General features: G+C 43.2%; 14 protein-coding genes. 2 read left to right on the forward strand and 12 right to left on the reverse strand.

Translation table 11 applies throughout. The annotated features are described in order from the left end of the window. Window positions 1–39: 39 nt before the first annotated feature. The 6 genes from EQM06_RS10440 to EQM06_RS10465 all read right to left on the reverse strand — a co-directional run bounded on the left by EQM06_RS10440 (window position 40) and on the right by EQM06_RS10465 (window position 9,947). Window positions 40–1,671 (reverse strand): phosphohexomutase domain-containing protein, encoded by a 1,632-nt coding sequence (locus EQM06_RS10440; RefSeq protein ID WP_128746382.1) that lies wholly within the window; start codon window positions 1,669–1,671, stop codon window positions 40–42. Window positions 1,672–1,824: 153 nt separating this feature from the next. Then, a complete protein-coding gene (locus tag EQM06_RS10445) occupies window positions 1,825–2,766 on the reverse strand; it encodes a copper amine oxidase N-terminal domain-containing protein (RefSeq protein ID WP_128746383.1) in 942 nt (313 codons plus the stop codon). A gap of 157 nt (window positions 2,767–2,923) precedes the next feature. Further along, on the reverse strand, window positions 2,924–4,843 hold the full coding sequence (htpG, locus tag EQM06_RS10450; RefSeq protein WP_128746384.1) for a molecular chaperone HtpG: 1,920 nt from the start codon (window positions 4,841–4,843) through the stop codon (window positions 2,924–2,926). A gap of 321 nt (window positions 4,844–5,164) precedes the next feature. Further along, window positions 5,165–6,430, reverse strand: coding sequence for a Na+/H+ antiporter NhaC family protein (locus EQM06_RS10455; protein WP_205666551.1), 1,266 nt, complete (start codon window positions 6,428–6,430; stop codon window positions 5,165–5,167). A gap of 182 nt (window positions 6,431–6,612) precedes the next feature. Then, window positions 6,613–7,548, reverse strand: coding sequence for a glycyl-radical enzyme activating protein (locus EQM06_RS10460; RefSeq protein WP_128746386.1), 936 nt, complete (start codon window positions 7,546–7,548; stop codon window positions 6,613–6,615). Between the two features lie 20 nt (window positions 7,549–7,568). Further along, window positions 7,569–9,947, reverse strand: a complete 2,379-nt coding sequence (locus EQM06_RS10465; protein ID WP_128746387.1) for a glycyl radical protein — start codon at window positions 9,945–9,947, stop codon at window positions 7,569–7,571. Window positions 9,948–10,233: 286 nt separating this feature from the next. Here EQM06_RS10465 and EQM06_RS10470 point away from each other — a divergent pair, with 286 nt between their 5' ends. After that, the gene (locus EQM06_RS10470; RefSeq protein WP_164914434.1) at window positions 10,234–12,099 is read left to right on the forward strand and encodes a helix-turn-helix domain-containing protein; all 1,866 of its coding nucleotides are present in this window, start codon (window positions 10,234–10,236) and stop codon (window positions 12,097–12,099) included. 235 nt (window positions 12,100–12,334) lie between these two features. Here EQM06_RS10470 and rpsI read toward each other — a convergent pair whose 3' ends face one another. From rpsI to EQM06_RS10495, 5 genes are all read right to left on the reverse strand, one after another. After that, entirely contained in the window at window positions 12,335–12,730 is a 396-nt protein-coding gene (gene rpsI / locus EQM06_RS10475) for a 30S ribosomal protein S9 (RefSeq protein WP_128746389.1), read from the reverse strand. A gap of 18 nt (window positions 12,731–12,748) precedes the next feature. Then, window positions 12,749–13,177 carry a 50S ribosomal protein L13 gene (rplM, locus tag EQM06_RS10480; protein WP_128746390.1) on the reverse strand — a complete coding sequence of 143 codons (429 nt, stop codon included), beginning with the start codon at window positions 13,175–13,177 and terminating at the stop codon, window positions 12,749–12,751. Between the two features lie 221 nt (window positions 13,178–13,398). Then, the gene (locus EQM06_RS10485; protein WP_128746391.1) at window positions 13,399–13,713 is read right to left on the reverse strand and encodes a cysteine-rich small domain-containing protein; all 315 of its coding nucleotides are present in this window, start codon (window positions 13,711–13,713) and stop codon (window positions 13,399–13,401) included. Window positions 13,714–13,728: 15 nt separating this feature from the next. Then, on the reverse strand, window positions 13,729–14,517 hold the full coding sequence (gene murI / locus EQM06_RS10490; protein ID WP_128746392.1) for a glutamate racemase: 789 nt from the start codon (window positions 14,515–14,517) through the stop codon (window positions 13,729–13,731). Between the two features lie 266 nt (window positions 14,518–14,783). After that, window positions 14,784–17,165: a C69 family dipeptidase gene (locus EQM06_RS10495; RefSeq protein WP_128746393.1), complete on the reverse strand. Its 2,382-nt coding sequence runs from the start codon at window positions 17,163–17,165 to the stop codon at window positions 14,784–14,786. A 460-nt stretch (window positions 17,166–17,625) separates the two neighbouring features. Between EQM06_RS10495 and EQM06_RS10500 the strand changes: the two genes are divergently transcribed. After that, on the forward strand, window positions 17,626–18,216 hold the full coding sequence (locus tag EQM06_RS10500) for a hypothetical protein (RefSeq protein ID WP_128746394.1): 591 nt from the start codon (window positions 17,626–17,628) through the stop codon (window positions 18,214–18,216). 108 nt (window positions 18,217–18,324) lie between these two features. On the opposite strand, the gene EQM06_RS10505 is transcribed toward EQM06_RS10500, so the two are convergent. Then, window positions 18,325–19,164, reverse strand: coding sequence for a MetQ/NlpA family ABC transporter substrate-binding protein (locus EQM06_RS10505; RefSeq protein ID WP_128746395.1), 840 nt, complete (start codon window positions 19,162–19,164; stop codon window positions 18,325–18,327). Between the last annotated feature and the right edge of the window lie 7 nt (window positions 19,165–19,171).

Genomic DNA, 19,171 nt, shown 5'->3' on the forward strand with positions numbered 1-19,171 from the left:
TTATCAGAACCGTATGAGACACTCCTTTTATTTTTTGTTTTAAAGCTTATGAATATCTAAATCCTTATAAGCCTCTAGGAACGGCCTCAGCTTTTCTGCGATCTGCCTGCAGCCCCCTTCTCGATTGGATTCGATATTGAGCGGCATAATGGGGTCGTGCAGAGATTTTCTTAAAAGACACCAGCCGTCACCGTGTTCCTCATCAAAGTTTACGCGAACCCCTTCATAATTGGGTTCCACAATACTCATTCCACAGTGGCATAAACAACAGCCCTCTTCCTCCACCGGAACAATATATCCCTCTTCATTACGTCTTGCACAAGGTTTCATCGACGTCCACAATCTGAAATCGTCAATAATCCTATCGCCATAGGCGGCGAAATCCTCACAGGTGATAGGCATCCGCACTTCTACGGCCTCAGCTGGCTCTTTCAGCTCTGAAATCAGGCTGCTTAAGGTTCTACCCCCAGCAGCTAGCTTTGCTGTCTTAATAACGATTTTAGCAGCCAGATAAGCTCCGTCATCCAAAAAATAATTTTCTTTTAATGCCGCATGACCGGAGGTTTCAATCGCAAGCTGACATTCTGTTCCCTCCGAATTTAACCGAACTGCTTCATTGATCACATTTTTATAGCCTCTTTTAAAGCGCCTATGCTTCAATCCAAGATTCTTCTCAAGAAAGACCGTCAACTGATCACTGGTAATGCTGTCGGTGACCACCGTTGTTCCCGGGTGTTCTTCGGCAACCAAGGCGGATGCCAACGCTACGATTCCATTTCTGCTGATTTCATGCCCTTTGTGATCCACGGCGGAAGACCGGTCTACGTCCGTATCAAATATCAGCCCTAAATCTGCCTGATTTTCCAAGACCCTCTTACAGACAGACTCCATAGCAGCCTTGTCCTCTGGATTCGGTGCGTGATTGGGGAAGGTTCCGTCCGGCTCCAGAAACTGACTGGCAGAAATGTCCGCACCCAACGGTCTCAAAACCCTTTCCGCATAAAACCCGCCGCCGCCATTACCTGCATCCACCACGATTTTCAAGCCTTTGAGCGGCATCTCATAACACTGCGGATGTTTCACACCAGCCTTTATTTTATCCTTTAAAAATTCGCAGTACACGTCCATTAAATTCGTACGGACCGCCTCATGATCTGATTCACCTGAGCCGGTTCGAGCAAGAACTCCACGGTTTCTCTCTCCCAACCTGCTCAGCTCCTCATCGGACTCCGCATAGGAAATGATCTTGGTTATATCCTTTTTATTCAAGCCGCCCTCTTTATCAAAATACTTGAACCCATTTCTGTTAAAGGGCAGATGACTGGCCGTTATCATAATCGCTCCATGACAGTTGAATTCAGGGAAAACAGTTGCCATGAACATAGCCGGAGTCGATGCTAATCCGCAGTTTAAAACCGTCACACCATATGGAACAAGTCCCTTTAAAATTCCCTGCATCAATTTCTTTCCGGAGAGTCTGGGATCATATCCTACTGCAACTTTTATCTGTTCGGGTTCTTCCCCGGTCTTTTCAGAAAGCCACTTTAAAAAAGCCGATGCCAAATGCTCCGCTTCTGCCTGCCCCAAATTGGGCTCTTCTCCTTCTACTCCAGGCATTGCAACCCCTCTGATGTCACTTCCGTTCTGTAACTTTTTGTAATCACGACTCATGATACGTGCCTCCTCTTATGTAAAATACTGTGCGATTTATTTTCTTTAAACGGATATAGTATATATGAATTTCACCTATACGTCCACTGAATACGAAAAACTGCTCTCATCTTATTTAAGAGCAGTTTTTCATATTTGATATTCGTTTTTAAATTATTCCAAAGCGTCTATAAAGCTGCTGGAAACTACTGTATACCCATCCTTGAGGGCAGGAGACAAATCCATTTTGTCCAGTCGGTCCAGTTCCTTTATATCTTTCGTCAAATGGGTGAAGGTAAATTCAGCCTCTCCAATCGTCAATTCGATCTTCATATCATTTTTAGTCAGCACGACAGGCTTCTGGTTGGAGGTCCACTCTACTTTGTATCCCTTCGCTTCCGCCGCACTTCTGAGCGGTACATATTTTGGATCTTCCTTTACCGGAGGAACCTGGGCTTCCGCCTGATCATCCAAAATAATCACCATTTCAGGAGCGGTCTGAGCTGGAATACTTCTCGTGGATATGGTATAAAGAACCACACAGGCTTTATTTTTTATGTCCGCAGCCGTAAAGGCCTTGTCACTTCCCTTTGCATCGACGATTTGAGTATCCTCTGACAAATTCAGCTTTAACGTATTATCCTGATTTACAAGGGCATCATCGTATACAGATACATCCATGGCACTGCTGTCCTCCCGGATAATAAAGCCCACTGCCTGTGAGGTCTGAGGCGGAATGCTCATGGTCATCACCGCATTTGCAGGAAGGATGGCCGTAATCCTCATATCTTTTTTCAGATCCTTGGCTTCAAGCCGTTTTCCGGATTTCTGATCTACAACGAAAGCCTTCTGATCCATATAAAAGATCATGCCTATTTTATCGTTTTCTATCTGAACCCTGTAATAATCCCCCTGATCTTCTACGCTGGAAATGGTTCCTTCTTCTGTTATATATTGATGCTCCTGCTGTTTTTCGTCCTCTGAAACGGAAATGACCTGGTTTACCTTCTGGTCGGCTGCCTTTTGGTTTCCGGCTTCTGCAAAAGCCGTAACAGACATGAGCATAGTCAAGCAAAGTACCCCCGATAGTATTTTCATAATAGATTTCTTCTTCATAATCTCTCCTTCTCATTTTCACCAGTGTAATGTTCTTTTTAATTTTAGACTGCAATACCTCTTAAAAAGTTCCATGAATCATACAAAAATCCGTCCTGCTGATTAAAAACATTCAATCAACAGGACGGATTTCGTGAAATAATATGCTAGGACGAACTTACATTAAGCTGCATATGGCATTAGAAAATTCAATCGGATCTTCCACAGGCATTCCTTCAATCAACAGTGCCTGATTATATAAAAGCTTTGCATATTCCTTTACTTTATCCTTATCGTTTTCAAATGCGGATTTAAGAGCTTCAAATACCTTATGGTTCGCATTGATTTCCAGGACCTTTTCCGCTGAAACCTTATCATTGTTTGCAGGAATAGAGTTCAGAACCTTTTCCATTTCGATGGAGATTTCGCCATTACTGGTCAAGCAGACCGGATGGCTCTTCAACCGCTGAGAAACTCTTACTTCTGAAACCTTTCCTTCCAACGCTTCTTTCATGGCCGCAAAGAGATCTTTATTTTCTTCAGCCTGTTTTTCCATGGCCTCTTTTTCTTCTGCTGTCTCTTCTATTCCTAAGTCATCACTTGAAACGGATTTAAACTGTTTTTCATCAACAGCACTGATGATCTTGATGGCAAACTCATCGATTTCATCCGTACAGTAAAGAATTTCATACCCCTTATCCTTAAGCATTTCAGTCTGCGGCTGTTTATCCAGCTGCTCCCTGCTCTCGCCGCAGGCATAATAAATATATTTCTGATCTTCCTTCATTCTTGAAACATATTCAGAGAATGTAACCAATTTCTTTTCGGAAGAAGAGTAGAACATCAACAATTCTTTTACGGCATCCTTATGCATGCCAAATTCATTGTACGCACCAAATTTGAGCTGCATGCCGAAGTTTTCAAAGAACTTCTCGTATTTTTCTCTGTCTGTATTCAACATGTCAAGCAGCTCAGATTTAATCTTCTTTTCCAGTCTCACAGCGATTGCTTTAAGCTGTCTGTCATGCTGCAGCATTTCTCTGGAGATATTCAGGGATAAGTCCTGAGAGTCCACCAGACCTTTTACAAAGCTGAAATAATCCGGCAGAAGATCTGCGCACTTGTCCATGATCAAAACACCGCTGGAATAAAGCTGCAGACCTTTTTCATACTCTTTCGTATAGTAGTTATACGGCGTTCTGGCCGGAACATATAACAGGGCATTATAGGTGGATACCCCCTCTACATTGGTATGAATGACTCTGGCCGGATCTTCAAAATCGAAGAATTTTTCCTTGTAGAACTGATTGTATTCTTCCGCCGTAATAGCTCCCTTGCTCTTTTTCCAGATCGGAACCATACTGTTCAGTGTTTCATCTTCTCTATATGTCTCGTATTCAGGTGTATAGTCCTTATCTGCTTTCTGTTCTTCTGTTGCCTCTTTCATTTTATGCTTTTCCACATTCATTTTAATTGGGTAACGAATGTAGTCTGAATATTTTTTAATCAGCTCTTTAATTCTGTGTTCGTGGAGATATTCTCCGTACTTTTCATCTTCCGTATCTTCTTTAATGTACAAAATAATCTGAGTCCCTACATCCTCTTTATCGCACTCTGTAACGCTGTAGCCGTCTGCTCCCGTAGATTCCCACATATATGCCTGATCCTGCCCGTATCGTTTACTTAGGACCTCTATTTTGGAAGCTACCATAAATGCAGAATAGAAGCCGACACCGAACTGTCCGATAATATCAATGTCTTCCTTGTTTTCCATTTTATCTGCATTTTCCTGCTTGAATTGAAGAGACCCGCTCTGAGCAATGGTGCCTAGGTTATTTTCAAGCTCTTCCTTGGACATACCGATACCATTATCCGTTATCGTCAAAGTCCTAGCTTCACTGTCCGCAGTCAGCCTGATGTAAAAATCCTCTCTGGAAATGCCGGTGTTTTCAGACAAGGTCAAATAATACAGCTTGTCGATGGCATCACTTGCATTTGAAATAATTTCTCTCAGGAAAATCTCTTTATGGGTGTAAATAGAGTTAATCATTAAGTCCAGCAATCTTTTGGACTCCGCTTTGAATTGCTTCTTTGCCATGGTATATTCCCTCTTTCTCTGTAATGTAATAGTATATGATTCGTATATAAAATACCCCGTTTATCGTTCTGGCACTCACTAAATAAGAGTGCTAACAAATATAATATACATCGACATCCAGCAAAAATCAAGTCAAAAAACAAAAAAAAATAGAAACAAAGCTTGTATTTTTCCTTCTCTTTTTTTATCAACATTTTCTAATAGATAAAAGTAGCGCAGCAGTTTTGAAGCTACTACGCTAACAAGCCTAATTTTTTAAAGATGTCTGAAAAAAACGAATTCTTACTGCTACGAGCTGCCTGTTGATCCGCCCATACTCGTTTAGGACATGGCAAAACCAAATATTATATATCCAACAAAGGATATGCCTGTAACAATTCCTATATACGGAAGCTGTGCAACTGCATAATCTACATTATTAATCCGGCAGGCTGAAGCTGATAGCAGCGTTACATCTGAATAGAAGCAAGCCTGCGCACCAAAGCATGCAGCTGAAATAATCGCTCCCAGTGTAAGGGGTATACTTGCGCCGCTTGAAGCCGCCAGCGGCAGAATGATTGGAGTACATACGGCAGGGATGCTCCAGATATTGCCTGTTGCGAAACATACAATGCCTATGAGTATGAATGCGATTGCCGGAAGCCACGCTGCGCTCATATACGGACCTGCAACGTCGATCAGGTAGTCAGGTAATCCGATAAGGTTGATGGATTCTCTATAAAATAATGATGTAACAAGTACAACTGCTATGAAAAGCATATCTTCAAGCCCCTTGTAGCAAGCGTCACAGAATTTTCCGAGACTCATCATCCTGGTCGGAACGAACAGAAGAAAGCAAGAGAAGATACCACAGCTTACACCATAAAGGATATCCCCCAGCCATACGGTTACAATTATAACTACTGCCATTGGTACGATGAATGCCCACAGATGTGGTGTTATTTCTTTTTCTTCCTTGGCATTATCCGTGATAGCGCCCATTACCTCACCCAGCTCATCACTTTGGTTCTGCATGTTGCTTGATGGCGGCCAAAGCTGTCCGGTTTCTGCGACCCTCTGATAGGCCTTCTTAATACCGCCCATCTTAGGAACGATTCCCAAAATGACCAGAAGTACGAAAATTACACAGATAAACGGATAAAAAAAGTATGGCATAATATGGTAGTAAATGCTCATTGCACTGCCGCCGACTACTGCCGCTTCCGGCTGTTGTTCAAAGATTCCGGAGAAGAACACCACCCATGCGGAAATTGGTATGATCAGACAAACCGGAGCCGACGTGGTATTGATGATGTAGCAAAGCATTTCTCTTGGGGTCTTGTATTCATCTGAAAGGGTAAGTACACAGTTTGCCGTAACCAGGATGCTGAGGTAGTCGTCGATAAAAATTATAACTCCGCATAACCAAGTCATTAACAACACTTGTTTCTCTGACTTGATATACTTTCTGGCTAAGTCTCCTATTGCCACAGCTCCCTTTGACTGTCTGAGCAGCTGTACGAAGCATCCGAACAGCAGACAAATAATAACGATATAGTTATTGTCTGCATCACATGATGCGGAAAGTAATGCATCCATCATGGGCATGAAGAACGCTGCCTTGTAGTAAAATATGTATCCGAGTATACCAGATAACATGATACTCAGGATACACTTCTTAGTTATTAGCGCGAATACTAAGAAACCCAGCGCTGGAATTAAGGTGATGATTCCTAAATTAGTCCCGTCCATAGCGTTTCCTTTCTCTTAAATCAATAATAAATAATTTTTCATACTCTACCCAAAATTTCCACCTTTAAATTTATTTCATTTTTAAAATAAGTTCCTATTTCTGTCAGACGCTCTTCTGCCGGCTGTTGAAAGTCCTCCTGTGTGCCGCCCACGTTTCTTTTCTTGCTGATGCCAAGGCTGTGGTAGGGGAGCAGATTTACCCGTTTCACGCCGATTTCTCTGTAAAGTTCGCCTGTGCGTTTGATTATATCGCCGCTGTCATTCACTCCTCTGATGAGAGGCATTCTCATGATCAGCTTATCCGCCGTTCTTGCATCTGCTGCGAGCATTCTCAGGTTGTCAAGGATCAGCTGATTGCTGACTCCCGTGTACTGTCTGTGAACTTCATCATCAATGGACTTCATATCATAAAGAATGTCTGTGACGTTCTCCTTGAGAGCCATTTTCATGAGAGCCTGTGAATCCCCAAAACCACATGTATCCAGACACATGTTGATTCCTCGTTTACCCGCTTCATCGATGAGCCTGCATACAAAGTCTGCGTGCATGAGGATTTCTCCTCCGCTGACTGTAATACCGCCCCCTGTGTTTTCATAAAAGCCTTTATCCTGCTCGGCTACGCGGAGTATTTCATCTATGCTCATTCGCTTGGCTACAGGTCTTAAGGCCTGTGCATAGCACTCGTCCGTACACTGGAGGCACACGTCACATTTCGCTCTGTCAATGACAACTCCCTCTTCCGGATTTATTGTCACTGCACCTTTAGGGCATATCTTGACGCAGCATCCGCATCCGATGCAGTTGTTCGGCGACTTGATAAGCTGCTGCTGCGGGTCGATCAATTCAGGATTGTGACACCACTTACAGCTAAGGGGGCAGCCCTTTAAAAATACCGTTGTCCGGATACCGGGTCCGTCTTCTACGGAAAACTTCTGAAGGCTGCCCACAAGAACACTTTCAGGTGCATTACTCATTAAAACGCCCCCCCATCTTACTAATTCTGTGATAAGTGTGCCGTTCTGTAGATAATGGTATCCTGCGCACTCTTATCCAGTTCCGTAAAGTATGCCATGTAACCTGCTACACGAACCATAAGGCCCTTGTAATTTTCCGGCTTTTCCTGGGCCTTCTTAAGGGTTTCATTATCTACCACATTTATTTGTATATGTTGTCCGCCGTCTTCAAAATACGTCTTGATGACACCCTCGATAATGTTTAGGCCGTCTTCTCCCTGAACGCCTTTCGGATCAAAACGCAGGTTGTACAGCGCACCTTCGTGTAATGCTTCGTTTACCATACTGGCAACGGATTTAACTGTCGCTGTGGGTCCATTCATGTCTCTTCCCATCATCGGTGAGGACGCATCGCAAAATGGCTCTCCTGCCAGTCTTCCGTCAGGAAGTGCTCCCGTAACGGCCCCATGCGGAATATTCATAGTCTGGGAATCAATACCGAAAGCATAGTATCCACCTCTGGCATCGTTCCATTCCTGAACAATATTTGCAATATAGTCCATCATCTCCTTATAGATGCTGTCCACGTGCTCTAAATTGTTTCCATATTTCTCCGGCTTGTTCAGCAGAAGCTGACGAAGCCTTTCCTGTCCTTCAAAATTGCTATCGCACGCTCTGATCAGTTCATCCATCGTCAGATCTTTATCCTGGAATACGCACTTCTCTACTGCTGCAATGGAATCTGCCAGGTTCGCCGGTCCTGTAACGTACAAGCCTGCTGTTGAATACTTTGCTCCGCCGTGCTGTACGGATTTGCCGCTTTCAACGCATCCTCTGGTTACCATCGATGCGAAAATGACAGGGTATCTGTTCATGTGAATGCTCTGCATTAGGTTGTATCCGATTCGGATCATATCATAATGATGGATGATCTGTTTCTTGAGAGCATCCTTAAACTCTTCTATATTCTTAAATTTTCTCGGATCTCCGGTTTCAATTCCTATAAGCTTGCCTGTAGCGGGGTCAACACCGTTATGCAGAACAAATTCAAGCATCTTGCCCATGTTCACATATCCGGCATCCGGTGAACCGTCTGTTCCTCCGCCTCCGGGCCCCGGCTGAATACAGCCGACGATGGTCCAGTCCCTTGCTTCTTCCAGGTTGCTTCCTCGGCCTTTGCCAAGGCACATCTTTATCGCCGGGCCGTCATTAAAGAATCCCGGATTTGCCTGCCCTTCCTGAATCATCCGGCATCCGAACTTAATAAGTTCTTCGGGCGTTTCTTCCCAGACTCTTAATGCCATTACTGGCTGTTTTACTTGAAGCTCGCTTGCCGCTTCCAGGCAAAGATAGGATAAGTCGTTTGTTGCATCCTTGCCCTCCGAAGTCTGTCCGCCCACAACCAGAATTTGCCACATTGGATAACCTGCAAAGGCGGTAGCATACCAGTTGTCTCTTACTTCATATACTTCACAGCTTTTGAGATAGAGGCATTCCAGCATTTCCAAGGCTTCCTCTCTTGTGATGTTCTTCTCGTCGATTACATCCTTTTTGTAGAACTTCCACATATACTGATCAAACCTGCCGAATCCGCATGCGGTCGTACAAACTTCAATGTAAAAATAAACGTGTACGAACCATACTGCCTGAATCGCCTGCTGGAAAGTCTGCGGCGGGTTTTCAGGAACAACTCTGCAGTTTTCCGCAATAGTAAGGAGTTCCTTCTTTCTCTTCTCATCTGTGCATTCTGAAGCCATTCTTTCGGCTTCATCTGCCATTCTGCGGGCGTAAGTGATAAGTCCTTCGCTCTGAATGATACATGCTTTCCAGAAATCTACCTTGGCCTGTTCCTCCATGGTCTGCGGAACCGTATTCTCAATGTTCCGCTGACACTCTTCCATATACCCTCGGATTCCTACTGCGAGAATGTTTTCGTGGTCGCACACAGTTTCACCTGAAACACCATTCTCAAGACCTACACAAATGATGTCATCTTTCTCAAGTTCGCGAATGTGTGCCGGAAGCGCGGCCTGTGCCAGGTCCTCCATGGACTTACCCTCCCAGTACTTAAGTGTTTCGAGAATAGTCTCCTTATCTTCCGGTGAAATATAATATGGATCCTTGCTTCTTGTAGAAAATTCATCAATATCGCTGATATACCATGAACTGGATTGGAATTCCGGGTGCAGATTGGCACCTCTGTATGCATTTGTTGCTGTTCCTACGATGAGTTCATCCTCCATGATCAGTGGTGTCATGTTTTCCATAATGTGTCTGACCACCTTGGCTCTGAAAATAGGAACTGCATCACCAGCAAATTTCTGATAGGCTTCCGTTGCCAGAACCAGTCTCTCTGCCGTAATGGTTGGAATAGTTTCGAAATACTTTTCCTTCATTCTCTTCACTCTCGGTGTTAACATGTTGCCTTGTCCTCCTTCCAATTTTAACTTGCTATCATGATACAGGATGTTAAATTAGAAGACAACAATCCACTTGCCCATTTTTTTAATTGTGTTGTTGATTGGAAAAGGGGATATAAATCCGTCTTAAACGCTCTAATTAGCTTGCTGTAATCACTAATTAGCTTGCCAAAAAAGCCATTAAAAAGCTTTTCCTCGTTTCCTGATCTGTTATATAATATATATAGGAGTGTGTGTTAAGACTTCGTTTTAATCAGGCCGCTTAGTTTCTAAGGAGGTGTTCGGCGTGTTATTTAAAAAAACAACATATCTCGATAGCTTTCCAATCAGCATAACCATTGCAAGGGTTACAGAATATCCTTTTCATTACCATCAGGATGTTGAATTTATCTATGTTCTCAAGGGTGAAATCCGTCTGAAAAACGTATGTCATCATTATTTGCTGAAAGAAGGGGATATTTTCACCAACAGCGGTCATGAAATCCACGGTTTGACCGCAACAGATAAAGAAAATGTTGTAGCCATCATAGAAGTCAGTAATCGCTTTTTCACACAGTATTTTCCAACCTTAGGCAAGGCCTGTTTCATGTCCTATGTAAACAATGATAAATATCTTAAGATGGATACGCTCCGGAAAATGCTTCTTCACATTCTTCTGGATTACTCCAGGAGAAGCTTTAATTATGAAAGCACCTGCATCGATCAGATGATCGAAGTCATAAAATACCTAAACCAGTACTTCAACTTGTTCGCTTTCGAGGATCGGGTCGTGGTGAATTTTCAAAAAGATGATTCCGTGGCCGTCGATCGGATCAGCCGAATCATAAATTATGTATACGAACATCACGCAAGCAAAATCACGCTGGAGGATCTTGCAGAAAGAGAGCACCTAAGTACCTTTTATATATCCCATCTTATCCGGGATTATATGGGCATAAACTTTCAGGAATTTCTCTGTTTTGCCAGAGTTGAAATGTCGGAAATACGCCTGTTGGAAACAGATCGCAAAATTAGCGAGATAGCAAAGGATGTAGGTTTTTCAACCACTTCCTACTATGAAAAATTCTTCACCAAGTGGTTTGGCCATACGCCGCTGGAATACCGTCAGCTTTATACGTCACACATTCTAAGCCCCGCAAGGCCTGTACGGCTCAAAACGCTTTCTGACAATCAGGCTGTCAGTCTCATTAGACGATGTATGTCTGCTGTAAGAGATCAGGAAAAAAGCTCCTCTGTTATAAACCGCCTTCATCTCACGGTTGACGTAAACCCTGAGCAGACGCCTATTATGAATATCCATCACGTCCTTGAAGTAGTTATAACCCATGAAGATTACCGCATAATGGGTGAACGGCTTTTTAATATGCTCTATGACCTCAACCCTTCCAGGGTTCTCGTCGCTTTCCGGCCGGAAGACAGCGAAGCAACCACAGCGCTGATTGCCAACCGTCTCAGTTTCATTGGATATGAGGTATCTACCGTATGCGACACCAGCTTATGCTGCACTTCTTCGGCAGGGTATGACTCCATAGCCGCAGCTGTCAATATATTTCAATCCTGCTTCACTTTAGAGAAAGCCCTCCTGCATTGCAGATTACGAGATCAAGGGGAACCTTCCAGAATGCTAAAAGGAACCCCTTCTTGCATCACGTCCTGCCTCATTCCTAAGCCTTCTTTTTACGCATACCGGCTGCTTCGAAATATAAAAGGAAAGCTTCTTTACTGGGGAAAATATTATTACGTGATAAAAAATGACTGGTCTGAAAGAGATTCGTATACTCTGGTGGTCATAAATTATAATGACGGCATACAGCATCTTTCCATGCGCAATGCCAGCGTCTACGAAGCAAAGGACATCATCAGTTCCTTTAAGGATGAGCTCAATGTAGATTTCAGTGTTCCGGTTGAGTCCGGTCAATATGTTATCGCAAAATACGCATTATCAAATTCCAATTCCATTTTCGCACATATGTCGCATCTGGGATTTTCTGAAACGGTTCCTCTGCCAGAAGCCTGGGTCCATATGCTGAATACAGAACCCCCTTCACAAGTGAGCGTGGAGAATGTTGATGATAAGCTTAATATAAGCTCTGCTATAAATGGGGCAGGAATTCATATTATTGTAGTTAAGAAAGTTGGCCGCACCGATTAGATTATTCGCGGCATACAAAATGATGCCGGGCTATAAGCCCTGCATTGCCCATCAAAAGGAGGTTTAACATGGCTAAAAAAAGAGGTTTAACATGGCTAAATATGTTTATCCGGCAGTATTTACAAAAGAAGACGAAGGCGGTTACTATGGAGCTGGGACTGTAATAGAGCAAAAAGAAAACCCCACAATTTCAATAATCGTGGGGTTTTCTTTTTGCTTTTTAATATGTTTAAAACTAACGTTTTGAGAACTGAGATGCTCTTCTTGCTTTCTTTAAACCATATTTCTTTCTTTCCTTCATACGAGGGTCTCTTGTTAAGAATCCGGCAGCCTTAAGTGCAGCTCTGAAAGCTTCCTTGTCAGCTACGCAAAGGGCTCTTGAGATACCGTGTCTTAAAGCACCGGCCTGACCTGTAAATCCGCCGCCAGTTACAGTAGCGATTACGTCAAACTTGCCTTCACAGCCAGCAACCTCAAAAGGTCTTCTAACTTCTCTCTTAACGATTTCCATTCCGAAATATTCTTCAAGCGGCTTCTTGTTTACGATGATTTCACCTTTTCCAGGGATTAATCGAACTCTAGCAACTGAAGATTTTCTTCTGCCTGTTCCTTGATACTGAATCTTTGCCATTGTCTATTCCTCCCCTTCCTAAAATTCCCAAACTTCGGGTTTCTGAGCTGCATGGTCGTGTTCAGGACCAGCATAAACCTTTAGTTTTTTGTACATCTGTCTGCCAAGTTTACCGTTTGGCATCATGCCTTTTACTGCATGTCGGATTATTTCGTCTGGCTTCTTAGCCTGTAACTTTTCAAAAGTGATTTCTCTCAGACCGCCTGGATATCCAGTATGTCTCTTGTAAATCTTTTCTTTTCTCTTCTTACCGGTTACTTCTACTTTCTCCGCATTGATAACGATTACATAGTCTCCGCAATCAACGTGTGGTGTGTAGATTGGCTTTTTCTTACCTCTAAGAATAGCGGCAACCTCGGATGCAAGTCTGCCAAGAGTCTTACCCTCAGCATCGATTACATACCACTTATGCTCTACTTCATGAGGCTTTGCGATAAATGATTTCATGTTCTTCCTCCTCACCTACTAAAATTGATTTCTTGAACCAATCACTTTCGGCAACTTTACTATAACGTTGCGGGTCACGGCCGGTCCTTCCCAGCCTGCACCCTTATGAAAAAAACCCTAGGGTCTTTGACATTCTTAATGAGGCATTGTCACACACAATGCAGGATAATTTTACACGTTTTCAGGCCTCAAGTCAATAAAAATTTTTATTTTACAACTTGCTATTTTAATTTCGCTACTTCAATAAGTTCAGAAAACTTTTTCATGATATAGCCGTAATTTTCCCTGACGTGGGGCAGCTTACATTGGCTGCAATCCTTTATGCCGTCCTCCGTATATCTGAAATTCCCTCCGCATTTATCCTTTAAAGCGTACAATGGGCAATAGCAGAACAAACAATTAAACTCTTCCGGCTTATCTGTTTTGTGACAAGGGAAATATTCGCATTTAGAATGATTAAAAAATGCAAACTGCTTTCCATGCCAATCGGGTATTTCTTGATTGTTTTCTTGAAGTTCCTTCTTCTCTTCTTCCATGACTTTTCCTCCGTATTAATGCTCTTTCGCCTTTATCAATAACTTCTCTGACAGTTTTATCATGCGGTCTTCGTTCAATGTATTGAGAATCCTCACCTGCCCAAGCTCCTTCTCCGGCCGCAGTATTTTATTTCTCCGGAGCTTTCTTTGAAGCTGTCTGGCCGTGCCCAGCCCTCCGTCATAAATGTCCACCTCATGACCGATTACATTCACAATGCTTTCTTTTATAAAGGGGTAATGCGTACATCCCAGTACGACTGCCTTCACATGCTCACATAAGCTTCTATCCAGAAGGCTGTCCAAAAATGCCTCCAATTCTTCCCCCTGTAATTTTCCGTTCTCTACGAACTCCATCAGTCCTCCACAGGGTACCGGAATAATTGTAGCATATTCTTCATATTTGTTCATCAGATTTCTAAACTTTCTCTCTGCCAAAGTCATGGGCGTTGCCATGACCAGAATCTTTTCACCTTCGTTGTTTAAAGCTGCAGGTTTCAAGGCAGGCTCCACACCGATAATGGGAATATCCTTATATTTATTTCTCAAATACTCCGCTGCGGCACTGGTTGCCGTGTTACAGGCTATTACAATAGCCTTGGCGCCCTGCTCCAATAAAAATTCCACATTTTTTTCGGTCAGATTTCTTACTTCTGCGGTGGTCTTTATTCCATAAGGGGCATTTTTTGAATCCCCAAAATAAATGTAATTTTCGTGAGGCATCATTTTAATGGCTTCATTCAGCACACTGATTCCTCCAACGCCCGAATCCAAAAAGGCAATCGGGTTGTCATATTTCTCTACCATACTAGTTATACCTGTATCCCAATTTTAATTGTATATTATTATTCCACTTGCATTGCCAAAAGTATCCGTTCAACTTGCTAATATTGGATGGAAATGGACAAATGCATTAAAAGACATATTACCATAATATACTTTATCCTCACAAATTTCACTAATAACCTTTATTTTTTATAAATTTTTTAGAAACTGGCCGTGCTTTTTATACTAAAAAGCACAGCTAAGGGCTTTTGCCCTTTTGCTGTGCTTCTCGCTCTGCCGTGTGACGGCTACTTTAATAGATCGTTCATTCGCTGGAACATGACTGCAAGCTCAGCTCTCGTAGTGGTATCCTGTGGTGCCAGTCTGCCGTCCTTCCCATTGATTATACCATTACCTACCGCCCATGCTATGGCTCCGTTCGCATAAGAGGAGACCTGTGCATGATCGCTAAATCCGTTCAATGCTCCTGATTTGGTTACGTCAATATTTTTATACTGTGCATATCTGTACAGTATGCACGCAAGCTGCTCCCTTGTCAGGTCACCGGAAGGATTGAAAGAATTCTCCCCCATTCCCGATACGATTCCGTTACCGCTGGCCCAGCTTACCGCTCCCGCATAATACTGACCGGACTTCACATCCGCAAAGCCCGCAGCGGTCGCAGACGGTTCTCCCTCCAGCCTGTGAAGCATGGTCACGATCATGGCTCGATTTGTTGTAAGGTTTGGTGCGAAGCTGTCTCCGCTTACACCCTTCATAATTCCTTTATCCATAACGAACTGCACTGCTTCAGCAAACCAGCTGTTCTTTTTTACATCCGAGAATTTATTGCTCACGGATTTATCGGTTCCGTTTTCAGTTCCCGTATTTACAGCCGGTTTTTCTTCCTTCACGATCGGAGTGGTGCTCTTGTTTGAAGAAGAGTGGTGCTTACCACCACCGCTGCTCGGGATTCCCGTTCCGCCTACCATATTAATTGAATAAGAAGGCAGTTTATTTTCCGACAATACGGAAGGTGTAAATACTTCTGAATCGGAACCATGCTCTGCTATGAAGGCTCGAAGCTCCGCCAGTATGGTCTTCGCATAACCGAAGGCTTCTTCGGATACAGCCTTTCCGAGAGCCGTCGCTTTTGTTTCCGCAAGAGCAGGACTGTAAGCATAAATGGTCTTCATGGAGCTATCCACGGCTTCCTGCTGTTCAATCAGCTTCTTCTGGTAATTCTCCCAGAACAGCTTTACGTTTGCCCCATATCGATCTCTGTCATTGTCGCACAGATCGTTTATAGCTGCACATACCCAGGACATAGAAGTATCCGCAGGAAAATCCTTATCCCCTAACACTTCTTCGATATTATCTATATCCGGCATATATTCTGTTTTATAAATCCCGGAAGTATCTGTAATCAGATTGGAGTAAAATGGAAGATATACGGAAAACTCCGCCCTGGACATAGACTGCCATTGGACGACAGACAATGCGTCCGGCATATCTTTTCGCAGCTCGAAGATATGACACTCAGCTTGCCGTTCATTACCTATGCCATAGAGTTTGGTGTCCTCATTATAGTCGTATGCCGTACCTTCTCCTCTATAGGCTAAAAATCTCAGAACATCATAGGTGCTGAGCTGTCTGTCTGCGGTAAAGGTCATTGGCGTGTAAACAGGATCGATATACATGCCCTTCACATAAGTTCCGTCCTTTTTTTGTCTGTCTTTTGAACCCACATCTATAGCCGCAGCTTGTGCCGGATTCAGATAGTTCACTCCCTGCCAATATCTCACGTACTGGCCGGCTCCGTGATCCTTAGTGGTATATGTAGAGCCTATATCAATCTTGTGAATGTCCTCACACTTTATATCCGGATTTGCCGTCAGCTGTGATGAAACCAAGAAGCCCTTATCAAACGGAAGGCTGATTAAGTCCTTGGAAGCTACCACATTCTGCGTGTCATTGACATCTACCTCTATGGTTCCCAGCATATTCGGGTTGACGGCAACTTGACCTGCCTGCAGGCGAACTGCCGCATACTGGTGTCCCGACAGGATTTCAAAATCCCATACCTCGTTTTTATCACTGATGCTTATCTGATTGCATTCGCCCGCACCGTATTGATCCAGAATGGCCGCCAATTTTTCTACCCCATCTCTGGCAGTCTTAGCCTGCATCAGAATCACCTGTGCCAGTGAGACTTCACACAGTGCCCCGTCAACCGAATCAGCCGCATCAACAGCATCATTGCAATAGGTCGAAACAGTAGCACTTACCGCCACACCGTTTTCGTTTACACCCGCTTCACCGTAAGCCACTGCAAGAATATTGCCGTCCTCATCCAGGACTGCTTCATCCATATTAATAGAATCACGCATGACAGTATATCGGTAAGTATGTGCCGGATACGGCATGGAAAAACCATAAGAATCCTCATACAAATCACCGTCAGCATGGTCTGCGGCAGGTATTACCTCAAAGACTTTATCGTAAAGCTTTCCTATGTCCTCACAACGTCCCACATAAACTGAACCGCTTTTCGAATAATCACTCCCCACATACACCCCTGTGCAGGCAAAAGCCGTCGAAGCACCCGTAAAAAGCAAAGCCGCTGTAAGGGACAGGGATAACACCCCGCCTAGTGCTTTTCTCCATTTTTTACAATAATTCCCTTTCATCTTTTCCTCCTTTTTGTTTTACTCTTTTATGCCAAATCTCTGTCTTTAAAATAACAGAATTATCGGAATTGTCAAATTCAATAATTTGTAAGAAATTACTTTTTATAGATTTCTATAGAGTAGTTCGCATAAAAATTGATTTTGTATACAAAGGAAGTATGAGTTTTCCGAATTTAAATGAAAAAACATACCTTATCCGTTAAATTTATGTATCTTCCTGTTTTATCTATTTTTTTTATAATTTTGTGACACTTTACACTACTTTGCTGTATGTGTACCAATTACCGACGATATACTGTTATTTCCACCTATCTATTCACAATATGGAATTTTAGTCCGATTTATTCGGAATAAATCCAAATTTATGAGATTCGTCGTTTCTCCTTTGTTTTATCACCAAATCTTTGCATACGTCCAATATAATACTCTCATCAACAAAATGTAAATTGGAGGGAAATTTATGAAAAAGGTTACTACACTTCTATTAATTGGTTCTTTAGTCGCTGTTTTAAGTTTGTCGGGATGCAGCTCTTCCAGTGCGGAAGAATCAGATAAAGATACATCTGCGACGGTTCAAGCCGAAACGGTACAGGGGCTTCAGTACGGGCAGATCAAATCTATTGATGAAAATCAAATGACCATTGCTCTAGGTACTGTAAATTCCGCGCCTTCTCCTGATGGAAAACAAACTGCGGCTTCCGACGGACAGACGCCGTCCGCCGTTCAAGCACCACCGGAAGGACAAACGCCGCCGGCAAAACCATCCGGAGAAGATACGAAGGGAGGCCAGCCTCCTGAAAAACCGGATGGACAAAATCCGCCGGATGGAAATCCTGCGCCAAACGGTGACCAGTCCGGTGCTTCCAATAAGAGTAACATTACCCTTACGGATCAGACACTGACCGTTACCATCGCGGATTCCACTACGGTGGGATATATGAACAGCAGTACTTCCAGTGCTGCCATCTCAGACTTATCCGTGGGAACCACCATCGCCGTAAAATTAGGCGAAGATGGCAAAACAGCCGAACAAATACTGATTATTAAATAGTGCCATACTAAACGGAACCCCGTGTCCAACACGGGGTTTTCTTTTATACAAAAGAGGCGAACCTTATGCTTTAAGGTCCGCCTCTTCCTCTATATTGTTTGCACTTTTTTATTTCTCAAAAGGAACCACTGCTCCATCGTATTTGTCATTGATAAATTTTTTGATCTCGTCTGATTTCAAAACCTTCACCAAAGCCTTTACGCCTTCGCTGTCTTCATTTCCTTCCTTCACAGCAACGACATTTACATAGTTTTTAGCGGCTTCTGAATCCGAAGTCTCATATGCAACGGCATCATTTTTTACAGAGAATCCGGCCTGTAACGCATAATTCCCGTTTAGCGTTACGAAAGCAACTTCCTTGATTACCCGTGAAACCTGCGCAGCTACCAGCTCTTCAATTTTAACGCCGTATGGATTCTCCTTTATATCATTTACCGTAGCTTCCAACCCAACGCCGTCTTTCAGCTTAATCACACCATTGTCCTGCAACAGAAGCAAAGCTCTCGCCTCATTGGTAGTGTCGTTTGGTATTGCTATAACATCTCCCTTCGCCAAATCCTTCAAATCTTTCTTGGTTCCCGGGTAAATGCCAAACGGTTCGTAATGAATATCTCCGGCATCCACAAGATGCGTTCCGTTTTTCGTATTAAAATCCTTTAAATACGTAATGTGCTGAAAATAATTTGCATCAAAATCGCCGCTTTCCACCACTTCATTTGGCTGAACATAATCGTCAAACACTGTGACCTGCAAATCCCAGCCCTCTTTGGCAAGAATTTCTTTCGCCTTTTCCAATATCTCTGAATGTGGGGTAGCCGATGCCGCCACCTTAATTGGCTTTAAGGCTGCGGAATCCGTCGTTTCCTTTTTTGTTTCAGCTCCGCATCCTGCCAATAGACCAGCCGCCAAGGCAACGGACAGCACTCCTGCTAAAATTCTTTTCTTCATAAAATAT

It is taken from the genome of Aminipila luticellarii (assembly GCF_004103735.1).
Lineage (GTDB): Bacteria > Bacillota > Clostridia > Peptostreptococcales > Anaerovoracaceae > Aminipila > Aminipila luticellarii.

What these genes read in the sequence shown, in the direction of transcription:
- htpG (WP_128746384.1), bottom strand. Translation starts at nt 4,843, where the DNA reads ATGGCAAAGAAGCAATTCAAAGCGGAGTCCAAAAGATTGCTGGACTTA.
- EQM06_RS10465 (WP_128746387.1), bottom strand. Translation starts at nt 9,947, where the DNA reads ATGTTAACACCGAGAGTGAAGAGAATGAAGGAAAAGTATTTCGAAACT.
- rplM (WP_128746390.1), bottom strand. Translation starts at nt 13,177, where the DNA reads ATGAAATCATTTATCGCAAAGCCTCATGAAGTAGAGCATAAGTGGTAT.
- EQM06_RS10485 (WP_128746391.1), bottom strand. Translation starts at nt 13,713, where the DNA reads ATGGAAGAAGAGAAGAAGGAACTTCAAGAAAACAATCAAGAAATACCC.
- EQM06_RS10505 (WP_128746395.1), bottom strand. Translation starts at nt 19,164, where the DNA reads ATGAAGAAAAGAATTTTAGCAGGAGTGCTGTCCGTTGCCTTGGCGGCT.
- murI (WP_128746392.1), bottom strand. Translation starts at nt 14,517, where the DNA reads ATGGTAGAGAAATATGACAACCCGATTGCCTTTTTGGATTCGGGCGTT.
- EQM06_RS10440 (WP_128746382.1), bottom strand. Translation starts at nt 1,671, where the DNA reads ATGAGTCGTGATTACAAAAAGTTACAGAACGGAAGTGACATCAGAGGG.
- EQM06_RS10455 (WP_205666551.1), bottom strand. Translation starts at nt 6,430, where the DNA reads ATGCCCATGATGGATGCATTACTTTCCGCATCATGTGATGCAGACAAT.
- rpsI (WP_128746389.1), bottom strand. Translation starts at nt 12,730, where the DNA reads ATGGCAAAGATTCAGTATCAAGGAACAGGCAGAAGAAAATCTTCAGTT.
- EQM06_RS10495 (WP_128746393.1), bottom strand. Translation starts at nt 17,165, where the DNA reads ATGAAAGGGAATTATTGTAAAAAATGGAGAAAAGCACTAGGCGGGGTG.
- EQM06_RS10500 (WP_128746394.1), top strand. Translation starts at nt 17,626, where the DNA reads ATGAAAAAGGTTACTACACTTCTATTAATTGGTTCTTTAGTCGCTGTT.
- EQM06_RS10460 (WP_128746386.1), bottom strand. Translation starts at nt 7,548, where the DNA reads ATGAGTAATGCACCTGAAAGTGTTCTTGTGGGCAGCCTTCAGAAGTTT.
- EQM06_RS10445 (WP_128746383.1), bottom strand. Translation starts at nt 2,766, where the DNA reads ATGAAGAAGAAATCTATTATGAAAATACTATCGGGGGTACTTTGCTTG.